The 16,490-nt window shown below is 36.0% G+C and carries 18 protein-coding genes and 3 pseudogenes; 16 read left to right on the top strand and 5 right to left on the bottom strand.

Annotated elements, in window-relative coordinates:
* From ABES52_RS05870 to ABES52_RS05840, 7 genes are all read left to right on the top strand, one after another.
* Positions 1-1,707, top strand: a complete 1,707-nt coding sequence (locus ABES52_RS05870; RefSeq protein WP_429649901.1) for a LamG-like jellyroll fold domain-containing protein — start codon at positions 1-3, stop codon at positions 1,705-1,707.
* A complete protein-coding gene (locus ABES52_RS05865; RefSeq protein ID WP_429649899.1) occupies positions 1,707-1,934 on the top strand; it encodes a hypothetical protein in 228 nt (75 codons plus the stop codon). Before ABES52_RS05870 ends, ABES52_RS05865 begins: the two co-directional genes overlap by 1 nt.
* Before the next feature lie 15 nt (positions 1,935-1,949).
* Positions 1,950-2,147: a hemolysin XhlA family protein gene (locus ABES52_RS05860; protein ID WP_429649897.1), complete on the top strand. Its 198-nt coding sequence runs from the start codon at positions 1,950-1,952 to the stop codon at positions 2,145-2,147.
* Entirely contained in the window at positions 2,147-2,401 is a 255-nt protein-coding gene (locus tag ABES52_RS05855; RefSeq protein WP_429649895.1) for a hypothetical protein, read from the top strand. Before ABES52_RS05860 ends, ABES52_RS05855 begins: the two co-directional genes overlap by 1 nt.
* Positions 2,398-3,060, top strand: coding sequence for an N-acetylmuramoyl-L-alanine amidase (locus ABES52_RS05850; RefSeq protein ID WP_429650001.1), 663 nt, complete (start codon positions 2,398-2,400; stop codon positions 3,058-3,060). Before ABES52_RS05855 ends, ABES52_RS05850 begins: the two co-directional genes overlap by 4 nt.
* A gap of 172 nt (positions 3,061-3,232) precedes the next feature.
* The gene (locus tag ABES52_RS05845; protein WP_429649893.1) at positions 3,233-4,945 is read left to right on the top strand and encodes an S-layer homology domain-containing protein; all 1,713 of its coding nucleotides are present in this window, start codon (positions 3,233-3,235) and stop codon (positions 4,943-4,945) included.
* Positions 4,932-5,180, top strand: coding sequence for a DUF3006 domain-containing protein (locus tag ABES52_RS05840; RefSeq protein ID WP_429649891.1), 249 nt, complete (start codon positions 4,932-4,934; stop codon positions 5,178-5,180). Before ABES52_RS05845 ends, ABES52_RS05840 begins: the two co-directional genes overlap by 14 nt.
* Before the next feature lie 14 nt (positions 5,181-5,194).
* Here ABES52_RS05840 and ABES52_RS05835 read toward each other — a convergent pair whose 3' ends face one another.
* The 3 genes from ABES52_RS05835 to ABES52_RS05825 form a co-directional block, all read right to left on the bottom strand.
* Complete coding sequence (locus ABES52_RS05835; protein WP_429649889.1) at positions 5,195-5,398, bottom strand: hypothetical protein; 204 nt, start codon at positions 5,396-5,398, stop codon at positions 5,195-5,197.
* A 526-nt stretch (positions 5,399-5,924) separates the two neighbouring features.
* Positions 5,925-6,401, bottom strand: coding sequence for a PH domain-containing protein (locus tag ABES52_RS05830; RefSeq protein ID WP_429649887.1), 477 nt, complete (start codon positions 6,399-6,401; stop codon positions 5,925-5,927).
* Entirely contained in the window at positions 6,388-6,597 is a 210-nt protein-coding gene (locus tag ABES52_RS05825; RefSeq protein ID WP_429649885.1) for a helix-turn-helix transcriptional regulator, read from the bottom strand. The genes ABES52_RS05830 and ABES52_RS05825 overlap by 14 nt, the downstream gene beginning before the upstream one ends.
* Before the next feature lie 375 nt (positions 6,598-6,972).
* Here ABES52_RS05825 and ABES52_RS05820 point away from each other — a divergent pair, with 375 nt between their 5' ends.
* From ABES52_RS05820 to ABES52_RS05780, 9 genes and pseudogenes are all read left to right on the top strand, one after another.
* Positions 6,973-7,305 (top strand): hypothetical protein, encoded by a 333-nt coding sequence (locus ABES52_RS05820; RefSeq protein WP_429649883.1) that lies wholly within the window; start codon positions 6,973-6,975, stop codon positions 7,303-7,305.
* Between the two features lie 11 nt (positions 7,306-7,316).
* Entirely contained in the window at positions 7,317-8,510 is a 1,194-nt protein-coding gene (locus tag ABES52_RS05815; RefSeq protein WP_429649881.1) for an FtsK/SpoIIIE domain-containing protein, read from the top strand.
* Positions 8,491-9,171 carry a hypothetical protein gene (locus ABES52_RS05810; RefSeq protein WP_429649879.1) on the top strand — a complete coding sequence of 227 codons (681 nt, stop codon included), beginning with the start codon at positions 8,491-8,493 and terminating at the stop codon, positions 9,169-9,171. Before ABES52_RS05815 ends, ABES52_RS05810 begins: the two co-directional genes overlap by 20 nt.
* Positions 9,172-9,615: 444 nt before the next feature.
* Entirely contained in the window at positions 9,616-9,813 is a 198-nt protein-coding gene (locus ABES52_RS05805; protein WP_429649877.1) for a hypothetical protein, read from the top strand.
* Positions 9,814-10,335: 522 nt separating this feature from the next.
* A pseudogene (locus ABES52_RS05800) lies at positions 10,336-10,832 on the top strand (GNAT family N-acetyltransferase).
* A 605-nt stretch (positions 10,833-11,437) separates the two neighbouring features.
* A pseudogene (locus tag ABES52_RS05795) lies at positions 11,438-12,300 on the top strand (aminoglycoside phosphotransferase family protein).
* A gap of 195 nt (positions 12,301-12,495) precedes the next feature.
* Positions 12,496-13,047: a 2'-5' RNA ligase family protein gene (locus ABES52_RS05790; protein ID WP_429649875.1), complete on the top strand. Its 552-nt coding sequence runs from the start codon at positions 12,496-12,498 to the stop codon at positions 13,045-13,047.
* 135 nt (positions 13,048-13,182) lie between these two features.
* Entirely contained in the window at positions 13,183-13,650 is a 468-nt protein-coding gene (locus ABES52_RS05785; protein ID WP_429649873.1) for a GNAT family N-acetyltransferase, read from the top strand.
* 323 nt (positions 13,651-13,973) lie between these two features.
* Positions 13,974-14,521: pseudogene (locus tag ABES52_RS05780) on the top strand (class I SAM-dependent methyltransferase); the annotation flags it as partial.
* Positions 14,522-14,586: 65 nt separating this feature from the next.
* Here the strand turns inward: ABES52_RS05780 and istB are convergent.
* Entirely contained in the window at positions 14,587-15,312 is a 726-nt protein-coding gene (gene istB / locus ABES52_RS05775) for an IS21-like element helper ATPase IstB (RefSeq protein ID WP_374723098.1), read from the bottom strand.
* Positions 15,309-16,490, bottom strand: a 1,182-nt coding sequence (gene istA / locus ABES52_RS05770) for an IS21 family transposase (protein WP_429649871.1), incomplete at its 5' end; no start/stop codon positions are given. The genes istB and istA, both read right to left, overlap by 4 nt.

The following is a 16,490-nucleotide window of genomic DNA, read 5'->3' as shown; positions in this document are numbered from 1 at the left end:
ATGCTTTTGCTAACCAACTATCCATATTCACGGCAAGAAATCATCGACGCTTTACATGGAAAACACGGAAATCGGCAAATACGCTTTCGTTACGACCTTTTGGACAAAAATGACAACAAAATCAAAGAGTTGGATTCAGTGATTGATGGGGAAGTCAGCATGGCTTCCCTTTCGTCTATTAAACGAACAGCAAAATTTAGATTGAAGGACAAAGGCGACATTAATTGGCTCACTGACCGTATCCAACCGTTTGTTGAATTGAAGATGCCGGAGATAAAAAGGAAGCATGACAATTATGCTTTGGAATTTGATGGAGTGGATGATAAAGTCGATGTTCCGCATTCTGATGAATTAAACATATCTAAAAATTTGGAAATAAATGCGACGGTTACGGTTTATAATACTTCTAATAATTGGGGAAGAATTGTTCACAAAGGCAATGACACAGTTTTAGGAAATAATAATTTTTGCTATAACATTCGTTATGACAGAAGCGGAGGTTTTCGTTTTAGTATCAATGTGAATTCAGAATGGAATTCTATTGCATGTCCATTAGAATTGAATAAAAAATATAAATTGAAAATGACATATGATGGTAATGTTTTTAAAGCGTTTGTTGATGGAGTCGAAGTTGGAAGTTTAAATGTGCCCGGTACGATCCAAGAAGATATGTCAAATTTACAAATTGGTAGTGTTTATGATGGATTAATTGATGAAGTAGAAATTTTAAATAATGGCGTTAAAGTAGGACATTGGAAGTTTAATGAAGGTAAAGGGTCGATAGCCAAAGATAGCACACCAAATGGAAATGATGGCATAATACACGGTGCAAAATGGAAAAAGAATGGGATTGAGGTTGAAACTATTCCATCATCATGGATTGAGTTTCCACTCGGAATTTTTCTTTTATCTAGCCCGACACGGAAGGATGAAAATAATTTTGTTTATCGAGAGGTCGAAGCATACGATGGGCTTTTAATATTGCGTGACGATAAATTTGACACTCGCTATACGGTGACAGCAGGAACGAACTATCGGCAAGCGGTGATTGATATCTTGGCGAGCGCTGGCATAACAAAGCATAATATCGAGCAAACGGACAAAGTGTTACCTGTCGATATGGAATTTGCGCCAGGTACAGAAAAGTTGGAAGCCATAAACACTTTGTTGCGAGCCATAAACTATACTCCACTCCATGTCGATGTGTACGGTTATTTTACGAGCATGACATATCGTAGTCCTTCCATCCGTGCGGCAGAATACACATACAAAGATGATGAATTGTCCATCATTTATGCCGGCATGGAAGAAGAACTTGATCTTTTCAACGTCGCAAACAGGTGGGTCGTGGTCTGTTCAAATGCGGAACAATCGCTGATGTCTACGTATACGAACAGCAATCCAGACAGTCCGACAAGCACGGTGAATCGTGGCCGGACCATCGTTGACTATCGAGAAGTGACAGATATCGCCGATCAGCAATCTCTTGATGCGTATGTCCAGCGCATTGCATTTGAAGCGAGCCAAGTGTACGGAAAATTGACGTTTGAAACAGCATTGAATCCACTCCATGATTATGCAGATGTACTGCAGATTGAATATTCACCACTTGGAATTAGCGGCAAGTATTCTGAAACCAGTTGGACCATGCCGTTGAAAGCCGGCGCTCGAATGAAACACGAAGTCCGCAAGGTGGTGAACATCTAGTGATCAACCATGAGTTTTTTATTTCGAATTTCATGAACAAGAAAAAAGAAAAACTGATTCAGTTTGCGAGGGTGGATCCGGATTACACAAGTGGTCGCCCTCGTTTGATTTTTGACGGGGAAACGTCCGTCAGTGGCAAAGCATATCCGTATTTGTCGTCGTATACACCACAGCCGAATGACAGAGTGATGTTGGTCAAAGGGGTTATTGTAGGGAAAATTGTTTAGAAAGGTGTGATTTGATTGGAACATCGTATTGAAAAACTCGAAGCAGATATGACGGACGTAAAAACGCGGCTTGCTGTTGCAGAATCCAACATCAAAGACATGCGCGAAGATATTTCGGCAATCAAAAACAATACAACATGGATTTTACGACTTATTATTGGCGGCATCGTTGGAGCGGTGCTGTCTTTTATTATTCAAGGAGGGTTAAAATGATGGAAGCAATCTTATCTATTGAATTTACGGCGTACGTAGCACTAGCCGTTTTACTTTATGCCATTCGCGAGGCGACGAACATTCCTAATCGCTTTATCCCGATTGTTGCAGTTGTACTCGGCGTTGTTTTCTCTGTTTTTGAGAACAACGCTTTTTCTTTTGATGTGTTAGTGAACGGCTTAAAATACGCTCTATATGGCGTCGGTTCGGTGGCGACGGTCAAATATGCACTTGAAAAAGGAGGAGATAAATAATGGTCCAAATCAAACAAAATTTAGTTCCAGCTAGCAAATACTCTATCAAATGTCCTCACACAATGAATCCTGAATATATCACAGTTCACAATACCGCAAATGATGCATCAGCAGCAAATGAAATTGCATATATGATCAGAAATGACAATCAAGTATCATTTCATTTTGCAGTCGATGATATAGAAGCTGTTCAAGGAATTCCACTGAACCGGAATGCATGGGCAGCTGGTGATGGCGGAAACGGACCAGGTAACCGAAAATCTATTCACGTTGAAATTTGCTATTCTAAGTCAGGGGGAGAAAGATATAAAAAAGCTGAAGCAAATGCAATAAAATTAATCACTCAACTCATGAGAGAACAAGGTTGGGGAATTGATCGTTTGAAGAAACATCAAGATTGGAGTGGAAAGTATTGTCCTCATCGTATTTTAGCAGAAGGACGCTGGGAAGAATTCAAAAAAGCTGTTGAACGTGAATTGAATACTGTTTCAATAGCGAAAAAAGATGACATCACAGGGCATTGGGCAGAAGTGAGCATCAAAAAAGCGAAAGAAAAAGGCATTATCAACGGTTATTCTGACGGTCAATTCAAACCGGATGAACCTGTCACAAGAGCGCAATTAGCTGTTATATTAGAAAGACTTGGATTATTTAAGTAAAGGATCCCCTGCCATTAGGTAGGGGATTTTTTCTTTCCTTATACAAGATTCTACTTAAAAAAGACATCAATAAAAATTATTAAACAAGATAATATTATACAAATTTGTATATTGCTAGAAAAATCAACATCTCTATTTTATAATTTTATTGGAAAATAAAGGAGGGATAGGAATGAAGAAATTTCTTAGTATTGTTTTTTCTTTAGTACTCTTTTTTTCTTTGTCTATTCAGAGTATATTTGCACAGAGTTTTAAAGACCTTAAAACAAATCACCGTTTCTACCAGGAAATTAACTATCTTGTTGACAAAAATATCATATCAGGATTCCCAGATGGCACATTTCGTCCAAATACGACAGTAACACGTGCTCAAGCAGCAATCATGATTGGACGTGCCTTAGGTTTAGACGGAAAACAAAGGGATACGAAATTTGAAGATGTAAAATCTGATTTAAAAGCTTCGGGTTATATTGATTCTGCTGTAAAAAGAGGAATAATTTTAGGTTTCCCTGACAATACTTTTAGACCTGATGATCCAGTTACAAGAGGACAAATGGCCATTTTCTTAGCCAGAGCTTTTAATCTAAAGGAAGAATTAAACAACTCTTTTTCCGATGTAACTCCAAATATGTCCTCTGCAGTTTATATTAAACGTATTTTAGCTAATGGAATTACTTCAGGATATCCAGACGGAACGTTTAGACCTAATGTTGAACTTACCAGAGCAGATTTTTCAGCGTTTCTCGCAAGAGCTCTTGAGGATAAATTTAAAGTAGATGTTCCATCTGATAAAGAAATGAAAGTTCATTTCATTGATGTTGGTCAAGGTGATAGCAGCTTAATAGTAACACCAAGTAGTAAAGTAATATTGATAGATGGAGGAAAAAGAACCGCTGGAGAGAAAGTTGTATCTTACTTAAAACAAGCCGGTATTTCTTCAATTGACCTTTTAGTTGCAACTCACCCAGATGCTGATCATATCGGTGGATTGTTGGATGTACTAAATCAAATCCCTGTTAAACAAGTATTAGACAGCGGAAAAGAACATACAACACAAACCTATATCGATTATCTAACGCTAATTAATAATAAGAATATTCCTTTTAAGGTTGCAAAAACCGGAGAAGTTATCGCTTTAGATCCTGAGATAAAAATTCAAGTTTTAAATAGTGGAGATAATGGTTCTACTGATAACAATGAAGCTTCAGTTGTTCTAAAAATCTCTTATAATCAAATCGATTTTTTATTTACAGGTGATGCTGGTTTTGAAGCAGAAGAAAAGATGCTAAAAAAATTCAATGTTGCATCTGAAATATTAAAAGTATCTCATCATGGTGCTAATACAGGAACTTCACTTGAATTTGTTAATGCTGTTCAACCAGAAGTTTCTGTATTATCTTACGGCGATAATTCATACGGTCATCCTACAAGTGAAGTTATAAAAAGATTACAAGCAGTAGGTTCATTACTCTATTCAACAATGGAACAAGGTGAAATTGTAGTAACAACAAATGGTGTTACCTATAATGTTTCTTCAACACCATGGAACGGCATACCTTCTACTAAACCAAATCCTGAAAAAGGGAAAATAAAAATTACAAATGTTGACCTAGAAAATGAAGTAGTTTCAATTAAGAATGAGGATACTAAAGATATTAAATTAACTGGATGGAAACTTGTTAGTGTTGAGGGGAATCAAACGTTTCAATTCCCAGATAACTATGTTTTAAAGGCTGGAGCAACGGTTTATGTTACTTCTGGAAAAAATGCAAAAGATCAGCCACCAATATATTTAAAATGGACAAATTCATACATTTGGAATAATGATGGCGATAAAGCAGAACTTTATAACAGTGAAGGTGAGAAGGTAAGTGAATTCAATTAAATATACTATTGATCGTTTTGAAGGTGATTATGCAGTATTACTGCAAAGAGATGATGAAACAATAGAAAAAATCATTTCACGGGAGGAACTAGGAGATTCTTTTGTTGAGGGTGACATTTTACTATTAACTTTTGATAATGAAGGAAAGTTAATAAAAGTAAAGTTTTTAAAGGAAGAAACAGCGAAAGCACGTAAGCGCGTAAACGATTTACTTAATAAATTAAAAAATAAATAATATTGCCCTTCTCATTAGAGAGGGGCTCCTTTTTTGTTTAACATCAAGTGAGTTATAGGAACATCGCACTCTTCAACTATCTTTATTATTTCGATAACTTTCTCTAGTGCTTGATTTTTAGTTGATTCCTCATCTTTTAAATATGACACCAGTTCAAGAAGCTCCACTTTTATTTTGTTTAAATCAACTTTCGTATCCAGAAAATCAAAAAGATCCATTTATATCCCATCTCCCATTCTCAATCTCTGCTCTGATCTTCTTAATATAATCCTTTAACTTCACTGGTAATTCATCCTTAGATAATTCATCTATGGTAAATCGAATGATCTTACCTGCTTTGAAATCCATCACCTGTATATATCGTTGCCCACTCAAGAAATACGTAAACATAATGTGGTATCTCATGGATAATCACCTTCATTCGCATTAATTATAATATCCCTTTTCAACAGTGAACCATCTTTAATATTGGAAGGAATATCAATTTTTATGGAGTATTAACAAATATTGGAGGTGGAATTGTGTGGAAAGTTGTAGGTAAATTGCGTTGTCCAGTTTGTCGTGAACCATTCCAGATGGATGAAAAAGTGTTCCTCGACATTACTAACGGCATCATCCATCAAAAATGCTACTATCTATCCCCGAAACATCAATATCCTCTAAAAGACAATGGATCCTTCAAGAGAATGATCATCAGATATCCTTTTTTACAAAAATAATTAGCCCTTCTCATTCGAGAAGGGCTCAAATTCCTAACAATTGTTTTTTCTTCACTTCAAATTCTTCTTCTGTTAAAATTCCTGCCTCTTTTAATTCAGCTAATTTCTTAATTTCGTCAACTGCACTTAGTGATGATTTTGCTTCAGATTTTTTTCCTACATTTTCTTTTACATGCTCAATAAATTTATCTACTTCCCCATGATTTATCCACTTCATCTTCACTTTATTTCCAGAAGCAAAAAATGAAATAGAACGTCCTAACACACCTTTACTAATCTCAAACGAGCTAATATTTGCGTAAGGAAACACTTCCAAATCGTAACCAAACATCTTTTTACCATAAAACAAAATACGGCGATCTGTTGCAAGGAAAACTCCGTTTCTAAGTGTGTCTTTTCCCATGATTTTTGTTTCATAAGCACCTAACACACTCGCGACAATAGGTTCATTTGGCTCTAAATATTGAGATGCTTCTTTAACCAGTTTATCAATTTTCGCCATTTTCTTGTTCCTCCTCGACTAGTTCTTCCATCGGCACATCTAACAGTTTAGATAGTTCATAAGATTGGATTAAATCGGGTTGTGTAATATTCCGACACCAATTTGAAAATGTTTGCTCGGTTACTCCTAACTTTTTAGCTATATGATTTTGCTTCAACCCCCTTGCTTTAATTAAGTAAGAGATTCGATTTCTCATAATATATTACTCCTCCATTTGCTACATGTACCATTTCTTCAAATTTGTTTTGATTCCTCTTAAAAAATTTTTTATAAAAAATCAAAAAAATTTTAAGGACAAGATATACAGACAGCCTTCCCCACATAGGCTAATAACACGAAAGCAAAACAGTAGCAAAAGTGATGAATCTCTTTAGAAGACATCCTAGCAACACATTTCCCTAAAGAATTTCTAGAGTTTTCATTTTTCCTTTTATCACTGTTTCTACACTTTATCCCTAGTGCACTCGTACAAGGAGAAATAATATCAGAACAAGGAAAAGCAAATGTGTTAAAAAAGGAGCGAAGCGACGAAAGAAAAGAAACTAAAAAATAAAAAAGAGGGAGGAAAAACATGTTTTGTAAAAACAAAATAGAGGTGATTCCTTTCCGCGAGTTTATGGCTGGTAACCATCGCACGAAAAAGGAAACACCTCGTACTAATAATGTATCCGTTATGTCAGCGTTTTTTCCTGTAATTACACCCGGCTCGTTTTTTCCTATTCACGACACCGGTTTTGCTCTGTTTTTAATCGGAAGTGCTACCATTGCTGGCTCTGCCTTGCTTCAACATATGACGGCAAAGGCCGGATTGAATGCAATATCAGAAGTTATTTCTTCAGTTAGTGGATTCATTTTCCCTGTCATCGTTTACAGTGCGATTTTTTGGTTTTTCGTCGCGTTATAAGGAGGTGCGCAATGCAGAAGGTCTTTGAAATTATTGATCGTCAACAGGCGAAAATAGCCCTAAAAAAAGCGTTTTTCAATGCCAGCCTATTCATTTCGTACAAAAATGGTGATAAGACGTATAGGATATTTCCGAAAATCCATAGTGTTAAAATTGACAAAGATCAGACGGAATATGTGTTTACACTCCGAAACGGAATGGATCCGAAGGAAGTAACGAAAAAGGAATACGTCTTTATGCAACATTTCGGCGCAAATATCGAGTTGGACGGCGATCACAAAACGTTTACCCTTACCGTTTACCGCAAGACGTTCCCGAAGGAACTGAAATATAATTACGACGCTATTTTGCCGGTAATCGACGGGCTGAACTTGCCGATAGTAGCAGGAATGGACCGGCACGGTCAATGGCACGTTTATGACGCGATCAATGAGCCAGGGCTGCTTATATCGGGTGAACCAGGCGCCGGAAAAAGCTCACAAGTCCGCAGCATTATATCCACGTTAATCCAATACAAGAAACCTCACGAATTAGAAATTTACCTCGGCGACCTCAAAATGAGCGAATTTCACCTTTTCTACGACATCGAACACGTTAAGAACGTTTGTATTTACCCGGAAGACTTATGGAAAATGCTCACGTACTTAACCGATGAAATGAAACGGAGAGGGGAACTGTTAAACAAATATCGTGTGACTCATGTTAACAAGCTGCCGGAGTCTGAAAAAGTACCGTACATTTTAATCTGCATCGATGAATTTGTCATGATTATGGACGACAAGGACATGAAAGCGATGTTGATTCAGTTAGTAGCGTTAGGCCGTGCGCTGGGCATGGTTTGCGTATTAAGTTTGCAACGCCCGAGCCATGACATATTGGACACGAAAATTCGGAGCTGCTTAACCGTTCGCATGGGCTTCCGTGTCAGCGACTTTTCCAACGCTAAAATAATCGGAACGCCGGGTGCCGAGAAAATCGCGAAGGAGACTCCAGGCCGTTTCCTCCTTAAACGAAGCGATATTGTGGAGCTACAAGCGCCATATCTTGATGAAAAGCAAGCCGAAAAGATTCTAGCGGCTTATAAGTCCGCCGATTGGAAAAATCATTTTACAGGCGATTTTAAGGCGCCTAGTCCCCAATATGACGAAGATATGAGTGAGGATAACATTCTGGGGGTGTTAGATGATGGCACTAACCAAACGTGATAAAGCCATTATTGCTGATTTGCAGCGGTTTAGAGTGATGAGTAGGGATGACATTGCAGACATTCATTTTAAAGGATTAAAACGCCCTCAAGAAAGCGCCAATAACGTCCTATTGCGGCTGGTTCGAGAAGGTCATATTCAGCGTTCTACAGCGTTTGTTCCATACGTGTATTTTTGTGCGGAGAGCGGGATTAAGAAGAATTCGCAAAAAATCCCTCACTATTTAGAAATCGTGAAGGTATACAAAGAAATTCTGTCTTTCGGTCCTGTTGAACACTTTACTGTCGAGCCAAAATATCGAAAAGGGTTAGCGGAACCGGATGTGTTTTTCATCTACCAGAGAACGCCATTCTTCCTCGAATGCCAACGGTCTATATATAGCGAAAAAATGATGGAAGAGAAGCTGAAGCGTTATCTAGCATTGTACGAGAGCGGATTAATCGCGGATGAATCCTGGCAACCAGCAGGGAAAACGATTTTTCCGTATATCCTTATATTGTCTGACACAAGGTATGCTATCAATCATCGTTACCCCTTCCGAGTTTTTCAAGCAACATCGTTTATGCAATTTATACAGTCACTCAAGCCGAGAGATGAGCGACGGCAGGAACCAAATCCAAAGTACGCTGGTGGCATCAAAATAAACTTATATGGCAAATAAAAAAGGCGGAGATCATGCTCCGCCTGTTTTTGCACCGATTTACGAACCAAAAATAATTTTGCACCAATTTTGCACGGAACAAAAACTAATGTTACTTAAACGTTGAAACATCAATGCTTTGTAGGATATAGTTATACTCCCACCATCGGCATCGTTACAGTACGTTTTACAGTAATTTAAACGTGAATAGTACCGAATATCAACGTTCTTCACAGTATTGTGGAGAACGTTTTTTTGTTTAATTAACTGTAATTTAGTTTTTTAATTTTGCTTTCAACCCAAAAACAACGAAAGATGGATTTCAGACACATTAAATTAAAACTTCTTTATTTAACATTAAAGGATTGCTGTTAAGCAAGTCCGGAAAAAACTTAAAAGAAAGTTTCGGAGTTTCAAAATAAATGGTAAAATAAAGAAAATTAGCGAAAATGAGGTTTGATAATCTTGGATAAAATAAATATAAACAGTGATTTAATTGATGAGTTCCGTAATAAGGTAAATGAAGAACCTTTTTTTCGTGAAAAATATAGAAATGTCAATGGAAAAAACTATTGGAATATTATTTGTTCAGCAATGGATTGGATTTCAGTAGCTTCAGAAGGATTACCAAGTATTAAACTAAATACTAAAGGTTTTGGATAGCAGAGGAAAATATTTAAGATATACAATTTTTTTGTATTGTTTTTTCTAATGAAAGCGTGGTATGTTAACATAACAAATTCCGATACATTGAGTAACCGTTTAGGTATTGATATATCCATCACGCTTTTTTTAAAATTGATGACGTCCAAGAAGTTACAATAACCCAATATTTAGTTTATAGACAAAAGACAGCGAGCAACGAACAAGCTCACTGTCTTTTTGAATTAGAAATTGAGCGTAACAATTAAAAGGAAATCTTTATCACAGGCTTAAGAGTTTAAGTTTTTTGGTCACAAACGATGGGTAAAAAATCTCATTTCCTTTTATGAACAATCAAAAAAATATGCTTATTCCTTTAACTCCTATAGAAGAAACGAATTGCCTTTCATCATCTGTAGTGAAGTTTGCTTCATAGTTGGCTAAGGGGGCAGAAAGGTTTGAAGGAACAAGGAATTCATTATCTTAAATCAAATAATATTAGTTAAAACGTGAGATTAAACAAAAGGAGAAGGGGATAGGGAAATGGTTGTTCTTGAAACACAAAGGTTGATATTAAGGCAGTATGAAGATGAAGATATTACTTCTCTACATCATATTTTTTCTGACCCAAAAACCATGAAGTTTTATCCAGCCCCTTTTAGCATACAGCAAACCCAAGACTGGATTAAACGGAATCAAGATAGATATCGGAATGATGGTTATGGATTATGGGCAGTTTGTTTGAAGGAAACGAATGAATTTATTGGTGATTGTGGTCTTGTTAAACAAAAAATAAATGACAGTATAGAAGTGGAGATTGGATACCACATAAATAAAAAATATTAGTCCAAGGGGTTCGCAACAGAAGCAGCCAAAGCGTGCAAGGAATATGCATTTTATAAATTGGATTTAAATAAGCTGATAAGTATTATTGATCCAAGAAATCCATCATTCGTGTGGCAGAGAAGATTGGTTTCACTAAGGAAAAAGAAGTATTTATTTTCGACAAGAACCATTATATATATTCGGGGGTAAAGTAACGAAGAGTGATTGAACGAAATATGTGCAAAAAAGCTGCCTTATCATCATAAGGTGGCTATTTGGTCGGAAACCAACAATTAACGATAATAGAGTCTTTTAGAAAAGGGATAATAGCATAGATTGTTGAATTCTGTAAGATAGGTTATGGATATATGTTACAAAAGTTGTTGCAGGGTTTGATGTAAAAGCTATCAAATTGTTAGCTGTATTTGATAATAAGTGTCACCCGCATCCTCCCTCCCCTTTTCATGTTTATAAAATGTTTATCCAATGCGAAATAATTGGTGGTCAAACCAATGGAAGGCATAGAAACAAGTGCAGTTGAGTTCTTTGCTGAAAACGAACTACCACCGTTACCAATAGTTCGGAATACAAAAAAACACAATTGAGATGGCTTTTAGGCATTTTAAAAACTTCCCACCCTCTGGTTCAACTACCATGGAAGAACGAATAAACTTCCATCATCTATGATGCCGCGAAGCGAGGCATGGTGGCTAACATATTCGAGAATTCATTAACGGTGGTATAGGAAGCCGTTTTTCTTATTCAACAAACGGGACAGGATAGTTTAATAAGGCATTATTTGATGGAAGGCGGAGAAATTATGGACATTCAAGAGATAATTAAAGAATTAGTCAATAAAAAAATCATTCATTCAAATACCATTGAGTATAAACAGTTAAATGGAGGAACTATAAGTAATTTATACCTTCTTGGTAACAGTGATAACGCCAAATATGTCGTTAAGTTGAATGAACCGCAAGTTCTTGAATCAGAGGCATATTTTCTTGATTTTTATAAGGACGTAAATCTATTACCTAAACTTCTGTATGTTGGGCAATCATATAATTACATAGTTTATTCATTCATTTCTGGTTCTACAAACTATGTTAGAAAAAATAAAAAGGAAATACTTAAGGCGCTTGTGCAACGCCTTATAAATAATTATAAGACCGTGCCTCATTCCGTTGGCTGGGGATGGGCAAATGAACCAACAGATTCGTGGCAAGGTTTTCTTTTGAATAGGGTTATTGAAGCAAATAAGATTTTAGATTCACACTTAGAAAAAGATGATTTAAATTTTGTACTTGAACTTGTGAAAAGTCCAAATAGAAATAGTTTTAACAGAGAACCATTTTTATTACATGGGGATTGTGGTGTACATAATTTTATTTTTAATGAGGGACAGTTATGTGGGGTGATTGATCCAACTCCTGTTTTTGGAGAACCCCTTTATGATTTAATCTATGCGTTTTGTTCTTCACCAGATGATTTAACTAAAAAACGATAAATTCAGCAGCAAGTCATTTGATAATTAAAGGGAACAAAAGTGAACAACTATTATATGAAGAAGTGCTTATTGGGTTATATCTCAGATTAGCAACATGTATTAGACATCATCCAAATGATTTAGAGGACTATCTAAAAGCTTGGAACTACTGGAAGAACATAATCAAAGACACATGATTTTAGTTTTTATTGCTTACTCAGCTATCCTGAAAATAAGTATTTTCATCCTTCTGATGGTGCCGTATAGATGCCGAATGGTTGTCTCCCATGGAAGAATAAAATTTCATTATCTGTGGTGAAGCCCGTTTCATGGTTGGCTAGGGGCAGGATAGTGGAAGAAGGAAATTGTTTTTTGGATGGTGATTAAAAAGTATGTATGGGGTTATAGCTTTATTCGATGAAAAGACAGAACAAATTATTAAATATATATGGAAAGAGTTGAGTGATAAATCAATTTCCTTTTATGCAGAGGAAGTGGAGGATAGAAGACCACACATTACAATAGCCAGTTACAATGATTTAAATAAAAGCGAATTTATAAGGCTAATGGATAAATTTTATGATGATAAAACTAATGTCGATATTACATTTAGTTCAATAGGCTCATTTTTAAGTTCTGGAACCTTATTTTTCTTACCAACTGTAACAACAGAACTGATTGAATTTCATTTTAATCACCATGAATACTTTAAAGAGTTCAATGATAATCCCAATTCGTTGTATTTGCCTGGCAAATGGATACCTCATTGCACTATTGCAAATAGGCTATCTCATGAGAAATTAACCGAGGCATTCAGTTATTGCTCAAAAAGAAATGGAACTATACATGGGAAGATAAATAAGATTGCTTTAATTGAGTTAGTTTATGAAAATAACAAATGTGTCAAAGCTCCTATCATATATTCAAAGACGTTAAAGGGATAATAGTTCTCATCTTACTCAACTTAATGGGTATCTTATCTTAGTTAAAGAAGACATATAAAAGGACCAAAAAACTGATAATAACTGATTTATTGTTAACCAACGCTTTTACATATTGAAAAAAGGGGGGGAGACCGAGTGAAAATACGTCAAGCTATTCAACAAGATCTTGAAGCATTACAAACACTAAGCATGCAAAATCATGAATTTCATCTGGAACAATCGCCTGATTACTTTAAAAAGATAGATAAATTGTATAAGGAATCTGATTGGCAAGGCTTTATAGAAAACAGCTCATGCTGTGTTTTAGTGATTGAGGACGACTCTAATGTAATAGGTTTTGCATTAATCCGTTTAATAAATAAAAATGTCGCACCTCATTTACGGGAAAAGCGAACTGCTTTTATCTCAGACTTCTGTATCCATCAAAACTGGCGTGGAAGAGGACTTGGCAAAAAGTTGTTTCAAGCTTGCGAGGAATGGGCCAGGGAACAAAATGCGGAAGAATTAGGATTAGCTGTATGGTCATTTAATAATCATGCTATTCAGTTATATGAAGCTATGGGTATGAGAGATATTTACCGTCAAATGCGCAAACCATTATAATTTTAGGTCAACTTCCAAATTCAATTGACGAGTGTATACTTTAGTAACTCATCTCATATGCCGCACCATGAGGAACCGGAATTATTTGCAGAAACCATTAAAATGTTTGTAAACAGAAACGCTCCTTTACAGTAGTAATTAAACTCCCATAGAAGAACGAATTAACTTCTATCATCCACGGTGAATTATCGTTTCATGGTTAGCTAACGGGTAGGAATGTTGAATAAGACAGAATTGTTTTTTAAAAGCTGTAAATTCATGAAATAATCATAATTAATTGGTAAAAGAAGACGTAAGGGTTTTAGTTAAAAGGGGGGGGGAGAATGTTAAAGGAAACTATTTTAAACTATGAAGATATCCTAAAAATGTTAGATTCATTTTTAGAAGAATCTCATATTGATTGGGATTCTTTTTATTCTAACCGAGGAAAAAGTGTCCCTTTTTTTGTAAATGCACCAGATGAAAATTTAGTTCAATATTTTGAACAAAAACAATTACAACCAGGAAGAGTACTTGAGCTTGGTTGTGGTCCTGGCAGAAACGCCATATATATGGCTGAAAGAGGTTGTAAGGTTGATGCTGTGGATTTGTCAAAAGAGGCTATCGAATGGGAAAAAGAACGAGCAGCAAAGAAGAATGTTACGGTCAATATTATTTGCAGGAATATATTTGAGTTAGACATTGAAGAAGGGTCATATGATATTGTCTATGATTCGGGTTGTTTTCATCATATTCCCCCACACCGCAGAATAAGTTATATAAATTTGTTAAACAAAGCTTTAAAACCGAATGTTTTTTTGCCATAACATGTTTTATGTTAGGTGGAAGATTGGGCGGTTCAGACATTTCGGATTGGGAAGTTTATAGAGTGTATTTTGCAATAGAAAAGTGCAGAAAAATGCAATCAAAAATGCAGAGTGTTGCCACCCTTATAGGCTACTTTCTCTTAGAAAGAGCGTTAGCCAACCTGTAACTTTCTCCGTGAAATGAAAGTATATGAGCGTGATGGATTAAGCGGTCAACTAATGCTGCTGTTAACCTCGAATCTGTAAAGATTCTATTCCATTGGCTAAATTCTAAATTAGAAGTGATAATTAAACTCTTCTGTTCGTAAAACTCTGAAATGAGTTGAAAGAGGAGCTCTGCTCCTTCTTTACTAAAAGGTAAATAACCCATTTCATCTAAAATAACCAAATCCACTTTCTCCAGTCGTTTTCTGAATGCTGATACACGGTTAATCCTTAAAGCACTTTCTAACTCCTCTACAAGATGAGCTACCCGATAAAAGCGTACTTCATAGCCCTCCTCACAAGCTTTCCTTCCTAACCCTGTTGCTAAATGGGTTTTTCCTGTACCAGGTGAACCAACCAGAACTACGTTCTGCTTTTTTTCTATGAATGCTAAACTACACAAGTCTTCTCTAGTTAGCTGAGCAGGAAATCGTATTTGTTCTGTCCATTCATAGTCATGTAAGCTTTTTTTATCTAAGAATTTTGCCTTTTTTATCAAACGCATGGATTTTGCCTGCTCTCTAAGACGTATTTCCTCACGGAATAAATCTTGTAAATACTGCTCAGGATTAATAAAATCAATTTGTTCGTATACATTTGCTACATAAGCTAGTCTTAAAGATTTACACATCTCTTTTAAGTCAGTTGTCATGATGTAACCTCCTTATCAGGAGCTAACGAATCATATTGACTCCAATCGACTTCATATGGGTTATTTTCCGCTGGAAGCTTTTCTTGGGATATTAGTTCGTAGAACTCTTCATTAATTTTTTTCATGTCATGAGTTACTAGTAGTGTCGCTAATCCCTCTAAACGTTTTCTACGAATCAATAAATTATCAACTAATAAAAAATCTTTAATCCTCCCCGGTAAATAGTCTCTATAACGAGAGTATTCTATAACTCTTGGCTTATGGATCCATGTCTTAATAATAGAGAGCCAAGGGAGAGCTTTCCGTTTTTTCATATAAGGACGGGAATCATCAAGTAAGATATCCCCGTCTGGAGAGGTAATTTTCAACTGATCCCATGTTAACGTTGCATACAATTGGCTATAGTTAGATGCTTTAGGTACATGTACTAACATATTATCGATTTTTACTTCGTTATACTTATTTACTCTTACGAGCTCCGTTTTCCACACCGGATAATCCTTTTCTGGTAAAACAAGCAAATGGTTCTTTTCGTCTAACCACAAGTCTTCTATTCGTACCTGTTTCTCATAATGCAACCTGTCTCTATCTTTATTTAATTTTTGAAAGAGTTGATCTGTTAAATCCTCATAGCTATTCATAACCGGAGCTTTATTAAAAAAGTTGTAACGAATATACCCCACTTTGTTTTCCACATTTCCTTTTTCATGGCCACTATGTGGATTACATACTTGAACCTCGAATCCATAGTGACTTTGAAAACGTAGGAATTCTTCTGTAAGTTCTGCTTCTTCGTCAATGGATCTGGTCTTTTTAACAGCTGGGGTTAAGTTATCAATTCTAATTCGTCTAGGTACTCCACCTATTTGATGAAATAATTGTTTTAGACCATATAAAAAACACTCTTGATTTTGGGAAGGTAAAGGAACGGCAAATCCAGCATTACTATAAGGAAAAGACATTACTAAAGTATGTATATCTACTAATTCCCCATCCTGTACGGCTTCCATTACACCAAAGTCTACTTGTGCGTCACTTGGTGGGTGCTCAAGCCTTTCGAAGCCCTTATCTTTTCCTTCCACATGTGAGTTTTCCCACTCTGAAATAAAGTAACAAACGGTCCGATAGGACCCCTTAAAGCCCAATTCTACTAAGTCATGGAAAATTTTCTTTTTTGT

This window comes from Aeribacillus pallidus (genome assembly GCF_050478865.1).
Lineage (GTDB): Bacteria > Bacillota > Bacilli > Bacillales > JACDOC01 > JACDOC01.
This window is presented reverse-complemented; position numbering and strand designations above follow the sequence as displayed.